A 16,449-nucleotide genomic window follows, 5' to 3' on the forward strand; every position below is an offset into this window, starting at 1 on the left:
TAGGTGTGTGAGGGCAAGCTTATCTTTACTGCGCTTTCTGCATCTGTACGATGGTCACGGCACCGTTCACCCGATCGGCTGCGAACTTGACCTTGTCGCCCACCTTGACCAGATCGAGCATGCTTGCGTCCTTGACGCGCAGAACCATGGTCATCGCGGCCATGTCGAGGTTCTTGATTTCGCCATGGCGCAGGGTGATCTTGCCGGCCTCTTTGTCGATCTTCTTGACTTCGCCATCAGTCAGCTCTGCCGCAGCAGCCGTCACATGGCCAGCATGGGAGGCATGTGCGCCGTGCGAGCCGTGTCCTGCATGGGAGTCCTGCGCGAATGCGACGGAGCTTGCGGCGGTCATCACGATGGCCAGGGTCAGTTTCGAGAATGCGTTCATGGTGTTTCCTTTCCTTGAGTCGGTTCAGTTGTAGTGTTTGAAAACCTTGGTCTTGCCATTGGCTTGCACCAGCAAGACGTCGAACGGGTCCTTGCGCGGTCCTTCCATACCTGGGGAGCCGAGCGGCATGGCCGGGACGGCCAACCCCTTCGCCTTCGGCTTTTCGGCCAGCAGCCGCTTGATGTCGCTCGCCGGCACGTGCCCTTCGATCGCATAGCCCTGCACCATCGCGGTGTGGCACGAGCCCAGCTCGTTGGGGATGCCACCTCGTTCGCGGTAGTCCGACGGGTTGGCGACGTTCGACACCTTGGGCGCGAAACCATTGGCCTTCAGGTGATCCACCCAGGCCGCGCAGCAGCCGCAGGATTCACTCTTGAAGACCTCGATGACCGGGGCAGCCGCCATCGCAAACATGGGTGTGCACAACGCAGCGGCGAGTGCGGCCTGACGTAACAATCGGTTCACGAGACACTCCTTTCGTACTCTGGTTGGGTCGTACTTTAGTTAGTGATGGCCCTGGTGGCCAGTCGGCTTACGAACGGTTACCTCGACGTCCGCAGGCTTCGTGGCAGGCATGGACTGGCCGCCCGCATTCTGGTTGCGGACCGCCGCTGGCGGCTCGCCCTTCCATTCGTAGGCAACCGTCCCGGCCGGGTGCTTGTACCAGCCCGGATCCTTGTAGTCGCCTGGCTTCTGGTCCTTGCGCACCTTCAGCACGGTGAACATGCCGCCCATTTCGACGCCGCCGAACGGGCCCTGGCCCGTCATCATCGGCAACGTGTTGTCCGGCAGCGGCATTTCCATGTCGCCCATCGAACCGCCTTTATCGCCCATGACCATGTAGTCAGGTACCAGCTTGGTGATTTTCTCGGCCACGCCGCGGTGATCCACGCCGATCAGGGTCGGGACGTCGTGGCCCATGGCGTTCATGGTGTGGTGCGACTTGTGGCAGTGGAAGGCCCAGTCGCCCGGCTCGTCTGCGATGAACTCGATGGCGCGCATCTGGCCCACGGCGACGTCGGTCGTGACCTCCGGCCAGCGCGACTCCGGACGGGTCCAGCCGCCGTCGGTGCCTGTCACTTCAAACTCGTGCCCGTGCAGGTGGATCGGGTGGTTGGTCATCGTCAGGTTGCCCACGCGGATGCGCACGCGGTCGTTCTGGCGCACGTTCATCGTGTCGATGCCCGGGAAGGCGCGGCTGTTGAAGGTCCAGAGGTTAAAGTCCAGCATCTCGTTCACGCGCGGCGTGTAGCTCCCCGGCTCGATGTCGTAGGCGTTCAGCAAGAACACGAAATCGCGGTCGACCCGGTGGTGGGCCGGATTCTTCGGATGCGTGACCCAGAAGCCCATCATGCCCATCGCCATCTGGACCATCTCGTCCGCGTGCGGGTGGTACATGAAGGTGCCCGGGCGGCGGGCGACGAACTCATACACGAAGGTCTTGCCCGGCTGGATGCCGGGCTGGTTCAGGCCGGTGACGCCGTCCATGCCGTTGGGCAGGCGCTGGCCGTGCCAGTGGATGCTGGTGTGCTCCGGCAGTTTGTTGGTCACAAAGATGCGGACACGATCGCCCTCGACCACTTCGATGGTCGGGCCCGGGCTCTGACCGTTATAGCCCCACAGGTTGGCCTTCATGCCCGGCGCGATTTCGCGCACCACGGGTTCGGCGATCAGATGGAACTCCTTGACGCCGTTGTTCATGCGCCAGGGCAGCGACCAGCCGTTCAGGGTGACGACCGGGTTGTACGGGCGGCCGTTGGGTGGCGGCGGAGGCGGCTGGGTGGCCGCGCTGGTCATGATGGGCGCTTCGGGCAGGGTGGCCGCGCCGGCGCGGCTCACCAGGCCGGCGCCAACCAGTGCAGCGGCGCCAGTGAAAAAATCTCGACGAGAACTCATTACTTGTTTCCTTGTTTAGTGTGCTGGGGCAGCGGCTTCAGCGCTTGCGCCGCCGGCCATGCGGGCCGTGGCGCCGCCCGTACCGTTGATGGCAGCCTGCAGGTCGGTGTCGGCAATCCAGTAGTCGCGCTGCGCTTCGATGGCCGCATTCACTCCACTGATCTGCGCGCGCGCATCGGCCAGCAGCTCGAACACGCTCATGAGCATCCCGTTGTAGCGCAGCAGGGTCTCTTCCGAGATCTTCTTGCGCAGCGGGACGATCTCGTCACGGTAGTGCTTCGCCACGTCGTAGCTGGTCCGGTAGGCGGAATACGCTTCCCGCACCTGGGACCTGGCCGAGATGGCGGTATCGGCGGTGCGATGAACCGACTGCATGTAGAGCGCCTCGGCCTTCGCGATGCGGGCGCCGCCCCAGTCGAACAGCGGCAGGGCAAGCTCGATCTCGTAGCCGTTCTCGCGCGGTTCGCCGGATTTGCTCGCGTTCACGTACCCGGCCTCGAGCACGTTGACGAAGCCGGTGGCCTTCGACAGGCCCAGCGCGCGCGCCGTCGCTTGGGTGCTTAGCTTCGCCAGCTGGACGTCCAGACGCTGCTGCATCGCGAGCGCTTCGATACTGCCGGGTTCGCGCGGCGCGCCTGGCAGATCGGGAAGCCTGTCTGGCAGCTGGAAAGCGACGTTCGCGCCCCAGACGCCCATCAGCCTTGCCAGCTGCTCGCGTGCGGCCATCGCGTTGTGGCGCGCACGCGCGAGCTGCGTGGTGGCTTCGGCGGAGAATGCCTGCTCGCGCGCCTGGTCGAGAGCGCTCAGGTTACCAACCTTGGCCATGCGCGTTGCCAGTTCGGCGCTCGCCTGCGCGGCCTCGCGCACCTGCTCGGCGTAGCGGGCGGACTGCGCGGCCGCGACCGCATTGAACCAGGCCTTGCGCGTGTCCGCAGCAGTGCGAACCGCTTCGGTAGCGGCAACGAGCTTCGCACTTTCGAATCGGCGCCCTTCGATGTCCCGGCGCAGCGGGATCGTGATCAGTCCGACCAGATCGAACATGACGCTGCGTTCGATCTCGGTTTCCTCGTGACCCTTCATGCGGCCAAAGCTGAAGGACGGGTTGGCCATCCGGCCGGCCTGTACCAGGTCGGCTTCGGCAACGCCCAGTTCGGCAAGCGACGCACGCAGGCCACGGTTGTTGAGCAGGGCGACGCGCACTGCATGATCGGCAGTCAGGGGCTGCTTCAGCAGCGCGGACAGTTCCTCCTGCGCTTCGGTTTCCGCACTCGTACCGCGCGGCAGACGGATATCCTGGCCGATGCGCTCGGTGGTCATGGACGACACGGCGTCGAGGCCCCCGTCCTTGGAGAAGGTGGCGCAACCGCCGAGCGTGAGGGCAATGGCGCCGATCACGATACTGCGAAGGGCTGGGTGTTTTTGTATTGTTCTCATCGGCTTCGACTCAATGATGCTTGTGTTGATCCTTGGATGGGGCGACCGGTGGCGCCTGGCGTGCCGCGTCGTTGGCAGGTGCGGGGACCGGCGCGGCAGCAGGGGCGGAGTGGCTGCCGTGGCCGGCGTGACCTGCCTGGCCCGCAAGGGCATCATTGGCAGCGCGCCAGGCCTTGTCTGGCGTCTGGTTGTTGTTCGCGGGCGGGACGTGGCCGGTAAGCACGGATTCATACACGGTCGCAGGAACGGCAACGGACGGATCGGTCGGGTCGGGCGTGCGGTTGGACTGCTGGGCTTGGGCTCCAAGCGCAGCAGCGGACAGGGCGGCAAAAGCAGCCCACAGCTTGAGTTTCATATTTCAATCCTCGAAATCGGTCATGAGGTGCGCGGGAGCACCAAACTCCAAGGCGCTTCGCTGCCGCGGCTAGGTGCCGGCACGAAGGCTTGGTCGATTAAGCGGATTACTGCCGGGGAGGGCGTTGAAGGCCGTCGGGGATGAAACCGGCGACAAGGTCGGCAGGGGCGACGATAACCGCCTCAGATCCGTCAAAGCTGGGAACCGAGAGCGAAGAAGAGGGAGGAGCAACGGCACCAATACAGAATGCCGAGCATGCGCTGCAAGAGGAGTGCGAAAGCTTCCCTGCCTTGGTATCGGAAGCATCGCCGTCAGCTGCGGTCTCGGCGGAATCCATGGCGTGCACTCCATGGTGGGCATGCGAATCATCGGCGGCAGCGTGCGACGCGTGGTCGGCCATTTCTGCCGCGTTGGATTGCTGCTGAACCGGTGCGCAGGACATGCTGACGGACGCAGCCACCGCGTGCAGCGGAAGTGCGGCCATCAGGAGCCATACCAGCAATGTCGTGAGCAGACGGTTCATAGGTGCGGCGAGTATAGCACGACAGTTTTCGCGTTGTAACAGGTTTAAGCCTGAGCAAAGTCCGTCGGAGCCCCTCAATTTGTAGCTAAACGTAAGTTTGCGGTGCGCCTCTGAACGCTTGCAGTGCATGGGCAATGAAGCATCGCGGCAGTCTGGGTTTGAAGACAACAGCAAAGGCCTGACCTTGTCGATAATTGGGGGCGGGCGGCTGCCGAGAATGACCTTGGCCGCGATTGCATGACGCTAGTCCCTGGATCAGAGTTCTGCGACACCAATTCGCTTGAAGGAGCGGTGCCCACATTTTGAGGACACCGCCGGCGTTCACCCTTTGAACCCGGGATTGGTCAAGATTCCCGCGGCGGGAAGCCAGCCTCACGAAGCGCTTCGGCGATCTGAGCCCGTGGTGCGGAGGTTTCAACTGTAACGAGCCGCGCCGGTGGATCGGTAGCGACAACCGCATGCGCATCGACCGACTGGATGGCCTTGGTGACGCTACGCGCGCATCCGCCGCAGGTCATGTCGTCAAGAAGAAATTGCATGATAAAACTCCTTTTTCAATGTGAACCGTCAGCATAAGGGTTGCCACGGTTGGAAGGTCAAGCGTCCCGCCTCGTCGCCACGCCGGCGCCGGTAAGCCCAGGATTAAAGGCTCGCTCTGGCCGGGTGCCGCTGCAACGCACCGGTGCGCTGATCTGGCTCCTCAGGATTGTCGCCCGGCAGCGCCAGGTTGGCCAGGATGGGACAATCGGGGCGCTCATCACCGGCGCAGCAGCTGACCAGCATTCCCAGGGTGTCGACCATCTGCTGCATGGCCGCCATCCGTCGCTGCAGGTCGAGGATATGTTCCTGCGCCAGGCGCTTGACGTCCGCGCTGTGCCGCGACTTGTCGTTCCACAGGCTGAGCAGGTCGCTGATCTCCGCGACTGAGAACCCCATGTCGCGCGCGTTACGGATGAAGTGCAGGCGGTGGATGTCCGACGAAGTGTATGCCCGGTAGCCGGAGTGGGTCCGGCTGGCCGGAGGAATCAGGCCGGTCTGTTCGTAGTAACGAATCATCTTGGCCGATACTTTTGATGCCTTGGATGCTTCTCCGATATTCATCGTCATTCTCCTTTCTTATCCAGCGGTGCCGCCGGACGCCATCATCGGTGCCTGGAACTGGCGCAGACGCAAGGCATTGCCCAGCACGAAGACGCTGGACAGGGCCATGGCGCCGGCCGCAAAGACCGGGGACAACAACAGGCCGAAGGCGGGATACAGCGCGCCCGCAGCTACGGGAATCAGGGCCGTGTTGTACGCGAAGGCCCAAAACAGGTTCTGTCGAATGTTACCGATGGTGGCCTTCGACAGGGCGATGGCGTTCGGGACGCCCTGCAGGCTTCCCGACATCAGCACGACGTCGGCCGATTCGACAGCAACATCGGTGCCGGTGCCAATGGCCAGCCCGACGTCCGCTTCCGCAAGGGCCGGCGCGTCGTTGATGCCGTCTCCGACGAAGGCGACCCGGCCATGGGCGAGTTTCAGGCGCTGCACCGCTTCCACTTTTCCTGCCGGGAGCACCTCGGCCACAACATCGTCAATGCCCAGGCGTCGCGCGATCGCTTCCGCCGTGCGCCGGTTGTCGCCGGTGATCATCGCCACTTTCAGGCCCAGTCGGTGCAGCGCCGCGATGGCCGCCGGCGTCCCGGCCTTGATCGGATCCGCCACCGCGATGATGGCGGCCAGACGCCCGTCGATGGCGGCATACAGCGGCGACTTGCCTTCGCTGCCCAGACGCTCGGCGGTATCGGCGAAGACGCCGACGTCCATGCCCAGCGAGCGCATGTAGCGGTCGGCGCCGACCTGAACCTCGACCCCGGCTAGCGCGGCGCGCACGCCCATCCCGGTTACGGAGTCGAAATCGGCCAGCGCGGGCAGTGCAATCCCTTCCGAAGTCGCCGATTCGACAATGGCACGGGCGATCGGATGCTCCGAACGTGACTCCACTGCGGCAACCTTCGCCAATACCTCGGTGCGGTCGAATCCATGCGCGACCTCGAGATCGGTCAGGGCAGGGCGCCCCTCGGTCAGGGTGCCGGTCTTGTCGAGCGCCACGATCCTGGCATCCTTGAGCAGCTGGAGCGCTTCGCCCTTGCGGAACAGGACGCCCATCTCCGCCCCACGTCCGGTACCCACCATGATCGAGGTCGGGGTAGCCAGGCCCATAGCGCAAGGGCAGGCGATGATCAGCACCGCCACGGCGTTGACGATCGCGAAGCTCAGCGCCGGGGAAGGCCCGAAGGCGAACCAGGCCGCGAAGGTCAGCGCGGCGGCGAGCATGACGGCAGGGACGAACCACAGGGTGACCTTGTCGACCACGGCCTGGATCGGCAGCTTGGAACCCTGTGCCTGCTCGACCAGGCGGATGATCTGGGCCAACATGGTCTGCGCGCCGACTGCGGTGGCGCGCACCCTCAGGCTGCCCTGCTGGTTGACGGTGCCGCCCACGACGCTGCTGCCGGCGATCTTTTCGACCGGGACCGGTTCGCCGGTGATCATCGACTCGTCGACGTAGCTGCGCCCTTCAGTCACCTCGCCGTCGACCGGCACCCGTTCGCCGGGCCGGACCTCGACCAGTTCGCCAAGCGCGACCTCGGCCACCGGAATGTCGACGACACGGCCATCGCGCAGCACGTGGGCATCCCTGGCCTGCAGTCCGACCAGGCGTGTGATGGCTTCCGAGGTGCGGCCCTTGGCGCGGGCTTCGAGATAGCGGCCCAGCAGGATCAGCGCGACGATGACGGCCGCCGCTTCGTAGTACACGTTGACGGTGCCGGCAGGCAGCATGCCTGGCGCGAAGGTCGCGACGACTGAGTAGCCGAATGCGGCTGCCGTACCGACTGCGACGAGCGAATTCATGTCCGGCGCCAGGCGCAGCAGGGCGGGCAGGCCCTTCTGGTAGAAACGCCGGCCCGGAACGGCCAGCACCAGCGCGGTCAGCACGAACTGCAGGTACCAGCTGGCCTGCATGCCGATCGTTGCCATGATCCACTCGTGAACACCCGGAATCAGGTGCGAACCCATCTCGGCGGCAAAGACGGGCAGGGCGAGTACGCCGGCCAGGATCAGGTCGCGCTTCAGGGCCGCCTGCTCCGCGTCTTTCTTCTCCGCGGCTTCATCGTCGGCGCGCGCGGCGGCATCGACCGGCCGCGATGCATAGCCCGCCTTGTCGATCGCCGCCACCAGGCTTTCGACGCTGGCGACGCCGCGGACCGTGGCGCGCTCCGTAGCCAGGTTCACCGTCGCCTGTGCGACGCCCGGCACTGCAGCCAGTGCGCGCTCGACGCGGCCGACGCAGGAAGCGCAGGTCATCCCCTCCACCGCCAGTTCTACCGTGCTGGCTGGGACCTCGTAGCCGACCTTCTCGACGGCCTTGACCAGCGTCATCCGGTCGACGCTACCGGCCGGCCGGACTTCCGCCCGTTCGGTGGCAAGATTGACGGAAACACGTTCGACACCCGGCACCTTGGCCAGGGCCGCCTCTACCCGTCCCACGCAACTTGCGCAGGTCATTCCCTCGATGGGCAGGCTGATCGTAGTCGTGCCGCGTGCACTCGTCGTGCTGGTCAAGCTCATGGTTCGCTCCAAGCTTTAAATTTACACGCGATTAGTCTAAAGCTTGCCATCGTGGGAAGGTCAAGAGGGGCGCGACGGGACAACAGGAAAAATGTCGGCCGGGAGGATGCGGGGCGGCGTGGGACTTCTAGGTGTGGTACCGCACAGCGCGGTTGCATGCGTCTGTCGGTTGATGGCGCGAGCACGTGCGGCGAAGGGCGCTGCACGAACCAACACATCAAAAGGAGGCGGCGATGAAAACCGTTCAGTCGCGAGTTCTATCTGCAGTAGGCGCCGTTGCGCTGGTCCTTGGTGCGGCCGGAAGCGCGTTTGCCCAAGCCGGGCACGCTCAGCATGGCTCGGCTCCTGCAGCCGGCAACCAGCAGCATGCAGGGAGCGGCCACGAAATGATGCAGAGCATGGAAGCAATGCACCAGAAGATGTCGAGCATGAAAATGACTGGCGACCATGACCATGACTTCGCGATGATGATGCGCTCGCACCACCAGGCTGGCCTCGACATGGCGCGCGCCCAGCTCAAGAACGGCAAGGATCCAGAGATGCAGAAGATGGCAAAGAAAATAATCGCGGACCAGACCAAGGAAATCAAGAAGCTCGACGATTGGATGGCCAGGCATGATCGGTCCGGAAAATAGCAGGGGCGGCAAATAAGCTAAACAGCGCGTGCAGCGCGCCAAAGGCCGATGCTGATAGCCTTGGCACGTTGCACCGAATTCCTCCTGCGCCAGCGGAGATGACGGTGCTGTGCGATTTCCCGCCGTTTCAATCCGCTCCCCGTCCTGCGTTGACTGCACGCTTGCCCTCCCTCGCTGTCGGGTATAAGCACCTTCGCATACGCAGCCTCCATTTGCTCCCTGTGGAACTCGACTCGCCTGCGCGCGTCTGAGCTCATTAGCCGCTTGCCGCCCATGTTTCGGCCATCAGTGAAGCGAAAGCGGCGCCGTGGGGGCTCGACAGCATGCGACGGAACGCCTCGGCGTGCCGGCTTGGTAGTTCCCATCCATTGACCACCTAAACTTGCTCGTGGAGGGATGACATGGACGCGTTGGACACGAAGTTGGGCCGTTTACAGGCATGGGATCAATCACGCAAACTCGCAGGGAAGGCATTGCTGGGCCTTGGGATACTAGCCGCTACCGTTGGCATCGCCCATGCGGATGGGCCGGGCAGAGGGAGCACCGCGCAGTTCGAGAAGAACTATCTTGTTTTCATCATCGACCACCATTACTCAGCGCTGCGCATGACGGAGCTCGCGGCCGGAACAGACACCACGCGGGATACCCAGGTCGTCAACCCTCAGGAAGGAACATCGCCAACGCCAGGGTTTGGCGCAACGCCGGCCAAGGCGAGCGACGAGGAGATCAGGTCGATGGCCCGCATGGAAAATCGAGTGCAGCGAGAGGAAATTGCGCACGCCCAACGCATGCTCAGGGAGTGGTACGGTATCCAGCATAATCCGGAGCTTTCGGTGCACGCTCGCCGAATGATTGCCATGCTTGAGACGGCACAGACCGGCGCCCAATTCAACCAGGTCTTCCTGCGGTCAATGAGCAACCACCACCTGAGCGCACTGGCACCAAGTATTCACTGCACGGTCAAGAGCGACATTAGGCATGACGGCTTGGGCCGCTACTGCGAGAATATCGTGATCGTCCAGAAAAACGGCATTAACGACATGAGGGAAATGCTTTGCAAAAAGTACTCCGACTGCGGGTTCGTCCCGATTGCCGAAGATAGACGTAAGGACAGAGAGCATTAAGCAGTACCAGGGGCGATCCAGAAGTCAACTGAGATTGGGATAGCGGTTGAGAGGTGCTCCTGCTCGAAATCGCTGGCGCGCAACTCGCCAGCACGTTTCGACGCGGCCGCCGGCGGAATGCGATCGGCTTTGGGACTGGTCACAATGCCAACAGCAGTTGGCTTATAAAGTGATTCCAAGCCCATCTCCGGTAAGACGACGTCATGCCCAAAATCACCATTCTTGAGAAAACGAATCTGCAGGAAGACTGCTGGCACTCCATGTTGATCTCGCTATTGAGAAGGCTGGCCGCGCTGCAGGTGGCTTCGGCACACCTGCGCGCCCAGGCTTATCCCGGATTCGGTACCGTGGAAAACCCACCTTTACTTTTCCAGGGACTGGCGTTCAGCACGGGCTTCGCATATTTGGCGGTGATCGTTTTCTTCGTACTCAGCGGCTGGCTCGTCGGAGGCAGTTTCCTCAACAAACTGGATTCGGACCGCGCGTTTCAACATTACGCGATCGACCGCGTGTCGCGGCTATGGGTTGTACTCGTGCCGACTTTCGTTGTCGTGCTGCTTGCAGGTGCTGCACTTGGGATGCTGGATTCGACCCGCATGTCGTTTGCGACAAGCGAGCCGTACTCGGTGAGTGCCTTCTTCGGCAACATGGTCGGCTTGCAGACGATCTTCGTGCCTGAGTTCGGCGGCAATTTTCCCTTGTGGAGCCTGGCGAACGAGACCTGGTACTACGTGCTGTTCCCGCTGCTGGTGTTGGTGTTCCGCGGCAGGACGACCATGGCACGTATTGCGGCAGTGCTGGCCATCGTCGCCATCGTCCAAATGTTGAATGGCGCCATCGTGCTTTATTTTTCGATATGGCTTCTGGGGGCAGCGTTCTCGCGGGTAAAGATTGAAGCAGGGAAGGGCTTACGCTGGGGGCTGCTGCTTGTGCTGATCGGCAGCGCGGTCTACATTCGGATGAAGGGGAGAAGCGACATTACGCCGGCGAGCTATCTCCAGTATCTTCTGTTTAGTCTCGTTTTCGTATTGTTTCTGTCCAGTATGCAATTCAAACGCCCGCCCAACCCACTGCTTGACCCGCTGGATCGCATCGGACGCTTCTTTGCAAACTTCTCATTTACCCTTTACGTGCTCCATGTGCCGATGATCGTTGTGATGATGTCTTTCATCTCTTCGCTATACGGAATCGGCCAGTTGTCGCCCCACATCCTTTCCCACTATGTGATCTACGCCGGCATGTATATGTTGCTGGTGGTAGGAGCATATTGCTTCTACCTGCCGTTTGAGGCAAATACCGTGCGCGTCCGTCAATGGCTGAAGGCGCAGTTCCTTGCACGCCTTGGCACCGTTCGCCCTTGAACGGCAGGCTACCGTCGCCGGCTTAATGTAGGGTTCTCATTTGGAGCGGTAGATCCAGGAACAGGTCCAGTCGAGTCCGCGGCACGGCCTGGTAAGCCTTGTGGGAATGGCCAGAGGTGTCCTCGGCGTTAGGCGGCTGGGTGCCGGGCCAAGCTGGCGTCGGCCTGACTGTTCGCATGACTCGGGCTGAGCGAGTAGCGAAGTCGGCGGAGATCCTGGCGCCCGAGCCGACTACCGGGCCGACCAGGTCCGGCGAACTTCGCATTCAATGATGATCTCGTTGCCGTAATCCCCGCAAGGGTACTGACTTTAGAAGGCTCGCTAAATCAATAGTGACGCTTGCGCCTGAGCACCACGACAAAGCCGAATACGCTTGACCTTTCCATTGTTGTAAGGTTTACAATGGATTCACTCAGTATTCGCGAGGTCCATCATGTACCGCCCAATCAGCGCGACGCCCAGTGCTGCAGAGCATCGGCCGCTCACGCCAGACTATTCGAACAACGCGGTCTCCGCACAGCCCCCTGAAGTTCCTGGGGTAGCCACCACACTCCGTCCCGACCGGCCCTGCCTGTTTTGCCGCTACCGTCAGGCCAGCACGCGAAGCATGGAGCTGGATGATGCCTAAGATTCTTGTCCGGCCTCATCCTGACTATGTCCCCAATGGCGCAGAGCTGAACGTTGCCTCTGGTACGAGCATCTGCGACGCCCTGCTGGACAACCATATCGATATCGAGCATGCCTGCGGTAAAGTCGGGGCTTGCACGACCTGCCACGTCATCGTGCGCGAGGGCGGACAGTCCATGCGCCCACCGAGCGAGTCCGAAGATGACATGCTCGACCGTGCGTGGGGCGTCGAACAGCAGTCGCGGCTTTCATGCCGGGCGGTCGTTGCCGGAGCCGACCTCGTGGTCGAGATTCCCAGGTATTCACTGAACCACGCGAAGGAAGCTACCTAGCCTCGGGCCCGGCGCCGGTTGCGGCGAGGACCGAACAGAGGAACAAGCATTTCTCAAGGGAGTCACCATGAAGCACGACACACACGAGCATTCAGGTCACGAGCATGGAAACGAGCACTGCCATCACGATCACTCCGCACCTCATCACGCGACAGGCAAGGCCGGAGCCGCGGCGGCATCCGGGCCTGGCGAAGTGACTGCCGCGGCCGACAAGCCGTTCACTGATCCGGTCTGCAGGATGAAGGTCGCGGACAAGCCGGACCGACGGATCGAGCACGAAGGAAGTCTCTACCATTTCTGCAGCGTCAAGTGCATGGACAAATTCCGGGCCACGCCATCTGCCTATTTGGAAAAAGAGACGGAGAGTGCGCCGCTAGCTGCACCGGCCGGCACCATCTACACCTGCCCGATGCACCCGGAGATCCAGCAGCCCGGACCAGGCACCTGCCCAATATGCGGCATGTCGCTCGAACCGATGATGCCCACACTGGAAGAGGATGAGAACCCAGAGCTGACCGACTTCCGCCGCAGGTTCTGGTGGACCCTGCCACTGACCGTGATTGTCACCGCCCTGGCGATGGTGGGGCACCGCATATTCAGCGATGGGCTGGCGTACCAAAGCTGGATCGAATTGGCACTCAGCACACCGGTCGTCTTGTGGGCAGGCTGGCCATTCTTCGTGCGCGGCGGGCAGTCGATCCGCAACCGCAGTCCGAATATGTGGACCCTGATCAGTATTGGCGTGGCGGCAGCCTACGGGTACAGCGTGATTGCCACTGTCGCTCCTGGCCTGTTCCCTGCGACGTTCGAGATGCACGGGCGCATCGGTGTCTACTATGAAGCCGCGGCGGTGATCATGTCGCTGACGCTGCTGGGGCAAATCCTGGAACTGCGTGCACGGTCGCAAACGTCGGCTGCGATCAAGTCCTTGCTCGGCCTGGCGCCCAAGACCGCGCGCCGCATCCGAGCCGACGGTAGCGAGGAAGACGTGGAGCTGTCGCACGTGCACGTCGGCGACCAGCTGCGCGTGCGGCCGGGCGAAAAAGTCCCGGTCGACGGCACCGTCATCGAAGGCGAAAGCGCGATCGACGAAAGCATGCTCACTGGCGAGCCGCTGCCCGTGACCAAGCGTCCCGGCGACAAGCTGATTGGCGCAACGATCAATACCAGCGGCAGTCTCATCATGAAATCCGAGCGCGTGGGCTCGCAGACGATGCTGTCGCAGATCGTGCAGATGGTCGCGAGCGCCCAGCGCTCCCGTGCGCCGATGCAGCGGCTGGCCGACGTCGTGGCCGGTTACTTTGTTTCGGTGGTGGTCCTGGTTGCAGTAGCGACGCTCCTCGGCTGGGGACTATTCGGGCCGGAACCGAGCTGGGTATATGGCTTCGTCAACGCGGTGGCGGTCCTGATCATTGCCTGTCCGTGTGCGCTGGGCCTGGCCACGCCGATGTCGATCATGGCGGCGACGGGCCGCGCCGCGACCCAGGGCGTACTGTTCCGCGACGCCGCGGCGATCGAGGCCATGAGAAAGGTCGACACCCTGATCGTCGACAAGACCGGTACCCTTACAGAAGGAAAGCCAGCGTTCGACCGGGTCGCCGCCGCATCCGGGTTCCAGGGCGACGAGGTGCTGCGTGTCGCCGCCAGCCTGGACCAGGGCAGCGAGCATCCCCTTGCGCACGCCATTGTGGCCGAGGCCAGGAAGCGCGAACTCAAGCTCGACAAGCCGGAGACTTTCGAATCCTCGAGCGGGATCGGCGTACGCGGTACCGTGCAAGGTCAGCGGGTCGCCCTCGGGAATACGGCGCTGATGGAGAGCGAAGGGATCGACTGGAAGCCCATGCAGCACACTGCGGAGGAACTGCGCCAGGTGGGCGCGAGTGTGATGTATCTGGCGCGGGAAGGGCGCCTGATGGGACTTGTTGCGGTCTCGGACCCGGTGAAGGAAACCACACCGGAGGCGCTTGCAGCGCTCCGCGACGCCGGGCTCAGGGTCGTCATGGCAACGGGCGACGGAGTCACGACTGCCAAAGCGGTGGCGGCGCGCCTCGGGATCGAGGACGTGCACGGCGAGGTCAAGCCGCAGGACAAGCTGGCACTGGTCGAGCGGCTGCAGAAAGAAGGCCGTGTCGTGGCCATGGCCGGCGACGGCATCAACGATGCGCCCGCGCTGGCCAAGGCCGATGTCGGCGTCGCCATGGGAACCGGGACCGACGTGGCGATCAACTCCGCGCACGTTACCCTGATCAAGGGCGATCTGCGCGCGATTGCCAGGTCGCGGCTGCTTTCGCTTCAGACCGTGCGTAACATGCGGCAGAACCTGGGGTTTGCCTTCATCTACAATGCGATGGGTATACCGCTCGCGGCCGGCGTTCTATATCCCTTTACAGGTCAGTTGCTGTCCCCGATGATCGCGGCCCTTGCGATGAGCTTGAGCTCGGTTTCCGTCATCGCCAATGCGCTACGGTTGAGAGGCACGCAAACCTGAATGCTCTGCGGCGGCTGTCGGGCGGACCGCCGCCGCGTACCCGGCTAGTATCGTATTCAGCACAGTGCTGTACGATGTGGGCAGTTGCCATGGTAGCAGCAGTGTGTTTATTGATCATTCTGGGTAATAGCGTACTTCACATGAAATTCGTAATCACCGACCACCTGTACGCTGTTGTGGTCATTGGCGGCGTCCTGATGGCGATTGCAGCCGCAGTCTTCATGGCGATCAGCGCACACCAGCGCCGTAAGCAGCAGCGCGGGAAGAAGAGCCGCACGGCCAAGCTATCCCGGCGCCGGACTTGAAGTACGGACGAAAGCCGGCAGCGTAAAGCAAATGACGGCATATCAGCGCCTCCGCGAGCCCCGCGGGGTCATCATGGCAGGTAATGGACTTCGATGGTCGAATGGACGATCTCCTCGTGGATAGCGAGCTGGTCCCGCAATTGCGTGGCGGTCAGCTCCCTGTTGCTGGTAGCGACGCTCGGTGCGCATGAATAGGCATGCTGGTCAACGCGCTAGACGTGGAGATCCACCAGCTTGGCAGATCATCCGTATCTTGCGTCGTCCGAGTTCTACCTAAGCGGGTAGTCGGCAATACCGGCGCCGACATGCGGGATGGTGCGCGCTGGGGTAGACGAAGGCAGGGTCGCTGTCGCCGACTTCATGGTGCAACGTCGGCGGAGGAGCGGCAAGCTGCCGCTCCAATTGCCCCTTACTTCACTTTGCGCGAAGACCAGTGCACATGGACGATGGTCCATGCATCACCACGCTTTTCCAGAACCATCGTCCCGGTCCCGACCAGTTGTAGCGGCAAGCCCATCGACATGCCGGTTGTCTCCGACTCCTCCCAGACGATGGCGATGTTACCGTCGATACGCTCGCTCTCCTTGAGCACCTTGCGCATGGACGACCTGGCGAAGTTGATGTCGCCCGGGAGGTGGAGGCTCGCATATTCGTCGCGTGAGCGTTCAATATGACCGGACTCGTAGATCGCCACCTCGGGGGCTAACAGGCTGAGGGCTTTTGCCCTGTCGCCGGCTGCTAGCGCAGCGTGGAATGCGGCGACAGTCTCTTTGGGTGAAGCGGCCAGGCAGCCGGCTGATGCGAACAGCAAGCCTGCAAGACCCAAGTGGTTCAAATGTCTCGTTATCATCGTTGACTCTATCAAAGATCGACGAAGGGGGCTGGCCAGCGCTTCGCGCACGGCCTATCCGATTCATGGTCGCCCGGGGATACAAAAAGGGCGAGACGGCTTCGCCTCGCCCAAGCTTTCAGTGACGGAGATGATGCTCGATCACTCGTGATCGCGATACTGCCGGCGGTGATCGCAGCTCGCGCAGCTTGCGGCCGCCTCAAGGGTCCAGTACACATGCGTCAGCGTGACGGAACCGTCCTGGTTGTGGCGCGCGTAGGTAGAGCTGCGTCCGCTCGCCGACTGCTTCACCAGGGCACCCCAGCTGGAGGACTTGTCGGTGATATCCACGCTGGCGTGGTCCACTCCCTGTTGCGCCGCGGCTACCGGCCCGGGCGTCGACGCCACCGGGCTTTGTTGAGCAAATCGAGTGAAGGCCGAGCTGACGCTGTTTGTAATCAGTTTTATAACACTGGGACCGTGACCGGGGTACCCAGCCGAGTGAAGCGGTTGAGCACGGCAGCGCGTATCTGCAAG

General features: G+C 62.7%; 18 protein-coding genes. 6 read left to right on the forward strand and 12 right to left on the reverse strand.

Going from position 1 to position 16,449, the window contains the following annotated elements; all coding sequences use genetic code 11:
• Positions 1–25: 25 nt before the first annotated feature.
• From FG94_RS20800 to FG94_RS20830, 9 genes are all read right to left on the reverse strand, one after another.
• Complete coding sequence (locus FG94_RS20800; protein WP_036215702.1) at positions 26–388, reverse strand: copper-binding protein; 363 nt, start codon at positions 386–388, stop codon at positions 26–28.
• 24 nt (positions 389–412) lie between these two features.
• A complete protein-coding gene (locus FG94_RS20805) occupies positions 413–802 on the reverse strand; it encodes a DUF411 domain-containing protein (RefSeq protein WP_051996961.1) in 390 nt (129 codons plus the stop codon).
• A gap of 90 nt (positions 803–892) precedes the next feature.
• Positions 893–2,284, reverse strand: a complete 1,392-nt coding sequence (locus FG94_RS20810; RefSeq protein ID WP_036215707.1) for a multicopper oxidase family protein — start codon at positions 2,282–2,284, stop codon at positions 893–895.
• A 15-nt stretch (positions 2,285–2,299) separates the two neighbouring features.
• Entirely contained in the window at positions 2,300–3,718 is a 1,419-nt protein-coding gene (locus tag FG94_RS20815; RefSeq protein ID WP_051996962.1) for a TolC family protein, read from the reverse strand.
• Between the two features lie 10 nt (positions 3,719–3,728).
• Positions 3,729–4,073, reverse strand: a complete 345-nt coding sequence (locus FG94_RS27445) for a hypothetical protein (protein ID WP_152571074.1) — start codon at positions 4,071–4,073, stop codon at positions 3,729–3,731.
• A gap of 106 nt (positions 4,074–4,179) precedes the next feature.
• On the reverse strand, positions 4,180–4,596 hold the full coding sequence (locus FG94_RS26200; protein WP_051996963.1) for a hypothetical protein: 417 nt from the start codon (positions 4,594–4,596) through the stop codon (positions 4,180–4,182).
• 344 nt (positions 4,597–4,940) lie between these two features.
• Complete coding sequence (locus FG94_RS26810; protein WP_081926110.1) at positions 4,941–5,135, reverse strand: heavy-metal-associated domain-containing protein; 195 nt, start codon at positions 5,133–5,135, stop codon at positions 4,941–4,943.
• Between the two features lie 103 nt (positions 5,136–5,238).
• Complete coding sequence (cueR, locus tag FG94_RS20825) at positions 5,239–5,697, reverse strand: Cu(I)-responsive transcriptional regulator (RefSeq protein WP_036215713.1); 459 nt, start codon at positions 5,695–5,697, stop codon at positions 5,239–5,241.
• Positions 5,698–5,712: 15 nt separating this feature from the next.
• Positions 5,713–8,211 carry a heavy metal translocating P-type ATPase gene (locus FG94_RS20830; RefSeq protein ID WP_036215717.1) on the reverse strand — a complete coding sequence of 833 codons (2,499 nt, stop codon included), beginning with the start codon at positions 8,209–8,211 and terminating at the stop codon, positions 5,713–5,715.
• Between the two features lie 233 nt (positions 8,212–8,444).
• Here FG94_RS20830 and FG94_RS20835 point away from each other — a divergent pair, with 233 nt between their 5' ends.
• Both FG94_RS20835 and FG94_RS20840 read left to right on the forward strand, forming a co-directional pair.
• Positions 8,445–8,846: a DUF305 domain-containing protein gene (locus tag FG94_RS20835; RefSeq protein WP_036215720.1), complete on the forward strand. Its 402-nt coding sequence runs from the start codon at positions 8,445–8,447 to the stop codon at positions 8,844–8,846.
• A 401-nt stretch (positions 8,847–9,247) separates the two neighbouring features.
• Positions 9,248–9,970, forward strand: coding sequence for a DUF305 domain-containing protein (locus FG94_RS20840; RefSeq protein ID WP_051996964.1), 723 nt, complete (start codon positions 9,248–9,250; stop codon positions 9,968–9,970).
• On the opposite strand, the gene FG94_RS27720 is transcribed toward FG94_RS20840, so the two are convergent.
• Complete coding sequence (locus FG94_RS27720) at positions 9,967–10,149, reverse strand: hypothetical protein (protein ID WP_161783987.1); 183 nt, start codon at positions 10,147–10,149, stop codon at positions 9,967–9,969. The genes FG94_RS20840 and FG94_RS27720 overlap by 4 nt on opposite strands.
• Positions 10,150–10,173: 24 nt before the next feature.
• Here FG94_RS27720 and FG94_RS26205 point away from each other — a divergent pair, with 24 nt between their 5' ends.
• From FG94_RS26205 to FG94_RS27725, 4 genes are all read left to right on the forward strand, one after another.
• Positions 10,174–11,331 carry an acyltransferase gene (locus FG94_RS26205; protein WP_051996965.1) on the forward strand — a complete coding sequence of 386 codons (1,158 nt, stop codon included), beginning with the start codon at positions 10,174–10,176 and terminating at the stop codon, positions 11,329–11,331.
• 620 nt (positions 11,332–11,951) lie between these two features.
• A complete protein-coding gene (gene fdx, locus FG94_RS20850) occupies positions 11,952–12,290 on the forward strand; it encodes an ISC system 2Fe-2S type ferredoxin (protein ID WP_036215744.1) in 339 nt (112 codons plus the stop codon).
• A 67-nt stretch (positions 12,291–12,357) separates the two neighbouring features.
• Entirely contained in the window at positions 12,358–14,778 is a 2,421-nt protein-coding gene (locus tag FG94_RS20855) for a heavy metal translocating P-type ATPase (protein WP_081926111.1), read from the forward strand.
• 140 nt (positions 14,779–14,918) lie between these two features.
• Complete coding sequence (locus tag FG94_RS27725) at positions 14,919–15,083, forward strand: hypothetical protein (protein WP_161783988.1); 165 nt, start codon at positions 14,919–14,921, stop codon at positions 15,081–15,083.
• A 409-nt stretch (positions 15,084–15,492) separates the two neighbouring features.
• On the opposite strand, the gene FG94_RS20860 is transcribed toward FG94_RS27725, so the two are convergent.
• Positions 15,493–15,984 (reverse strand): nuclear transport factor 2 family protein, encoded by a 492-nt coding sequence (locus FG94_RS20860; RefSeq protein WP_229446010.1) that lies wholly within the window; start codon positions 15,982–15,984, stop codon positions 15,493–15,495.
• Positions 15,985–16,074: 90 nt separating this feature from the next.
• A partial coding sequence (locus FG94_RS28350) for a hypothetical protein (protein WP_229446011.1) occupies positions 16,075–16,449 on the reverse strand: 375 nt, incomplete at its 5' end.

It is taken from the genome of Massilia sp. LC238, assembly GCF_000735635.1.
GTDB classification, from domain to species: Bacteria; Pseudomonadota; Gammaproteobacteria; order Burkholderiales; family Burkholderiaceae_D; genus Telluria; species Telluria varians.

What these genes read in the sequence shown, in the direction of transcription:
- FG94_RS20840 (WP_051996964.1), top strand. Translation starts at nt 9,248, where the DNA reads ATGGACGCGTTGGACACGAAGTTGGGCCGTTTACAGGCATGGGATCAA.
- FG94_RS27725 (WP_161783988.1), top strand. Translation starts at nt 14,919, where the DNA reads ATGAAATTCGTAATCACCGACCACCTGTACGCTGTTGTGGTCATTGGC.
- FG94_RS26205 (WP_051996965.1), top strand. Translation starts at nt 10,174, where the DNA reads ATGCCCAAAATCACCATTCTTGAGAAAACGAATCTGCAGGAAGACTGC.
- FG94_RS20800 (WP_036215702.1), bottom strand. Translation starts at nt 388, where the DNA reads ATGAACGCATTCTCGAAACTGACCCTGGCCATCGTGATGACCGCCGCA.
- FG94_RS20805 (WP_051996961.1), bottom strand. Translation starts at nt 802, where the DNA reads ATGTTTGCGATGGCGGCTGCCCCGGTCATCGAGGTCTTCAAGAGTGAA.
- FG94_RS20855 (WP_081926111.1), top strand. Translation starts at nt 12,358, where the DNA reads ATGAAGCACGACACACACGAGCATTCAGGTCACGAGCATGGAAACGAG.
- FG94_RS20835 (WP_036215720.1), top strand. Translation starts at nt 8,445, where the DNA reads ATGAAAACCGTTCAGTCGCGAGTTCTATCTGCAGTAGGCGCCGTTGCG.
- FG94_RS26810 (WP_081926110.1), bottom strand. Translation starts at nt 5,135, where the DNA reads ATGCAATTTCTTCTTGACGACATGACCTGCGGCGGATGCGCGCGTAGC.
- fdx (WP_036215744.1), top strand. Translation starts at nt 11,952, where the DNA reads ATGCCTAAGATTCTTGTCCGGCCTCATCCTGACTATGTCCCCAATGGC.
- FG94_RS27445 (WP_152571074.1), bottom strand. Translation starts at nt 4,073, where the DNA reads ATGAAACTCAAGCTGTGGGCTGCTTTTGCCGCCCTGTCCGCTGCTGCG.
- FG94_RS20815 (WP_051996962.1), bottom strand. Translation starts at nt 3,718, where the DNA reads ATGAGAACAATACAAAAACACCCAGCCCTTCGCAGTATCGTGATCGGC.
- FG94_RS20830 (WP_036215717.1), bottom strand. Translation starts at nt 8,211, where the DNA reads ATGAGCTTGACCAGCACGACGAGTGCACGCGGCACGACTACGATCAGC.
- FG94_RS20810 (WP_036215707.1), bottom strand. Translation starts at nt 2,284, where the DNA reads ATGAGTTCTCGTCGAGATTTTTTCACTGGCGCCGCTGCACTGGTTGGC.
- cueR (WP_036215713.1), bottom strand. Translation starts at nt 5,697, where the DNA reads ATGAATATCGGAGAAGCATCCAAGGCATCAAAAGTATCGGCCAAGATG.
- FG94_RS26200 (WP_051996963.1), bottom strand. Translation starts at nt 4,596, where the DNA reads ATGAACCGTCTGCTCACGACATTGCTGGTATGGCTCCTGATGGCCGCA.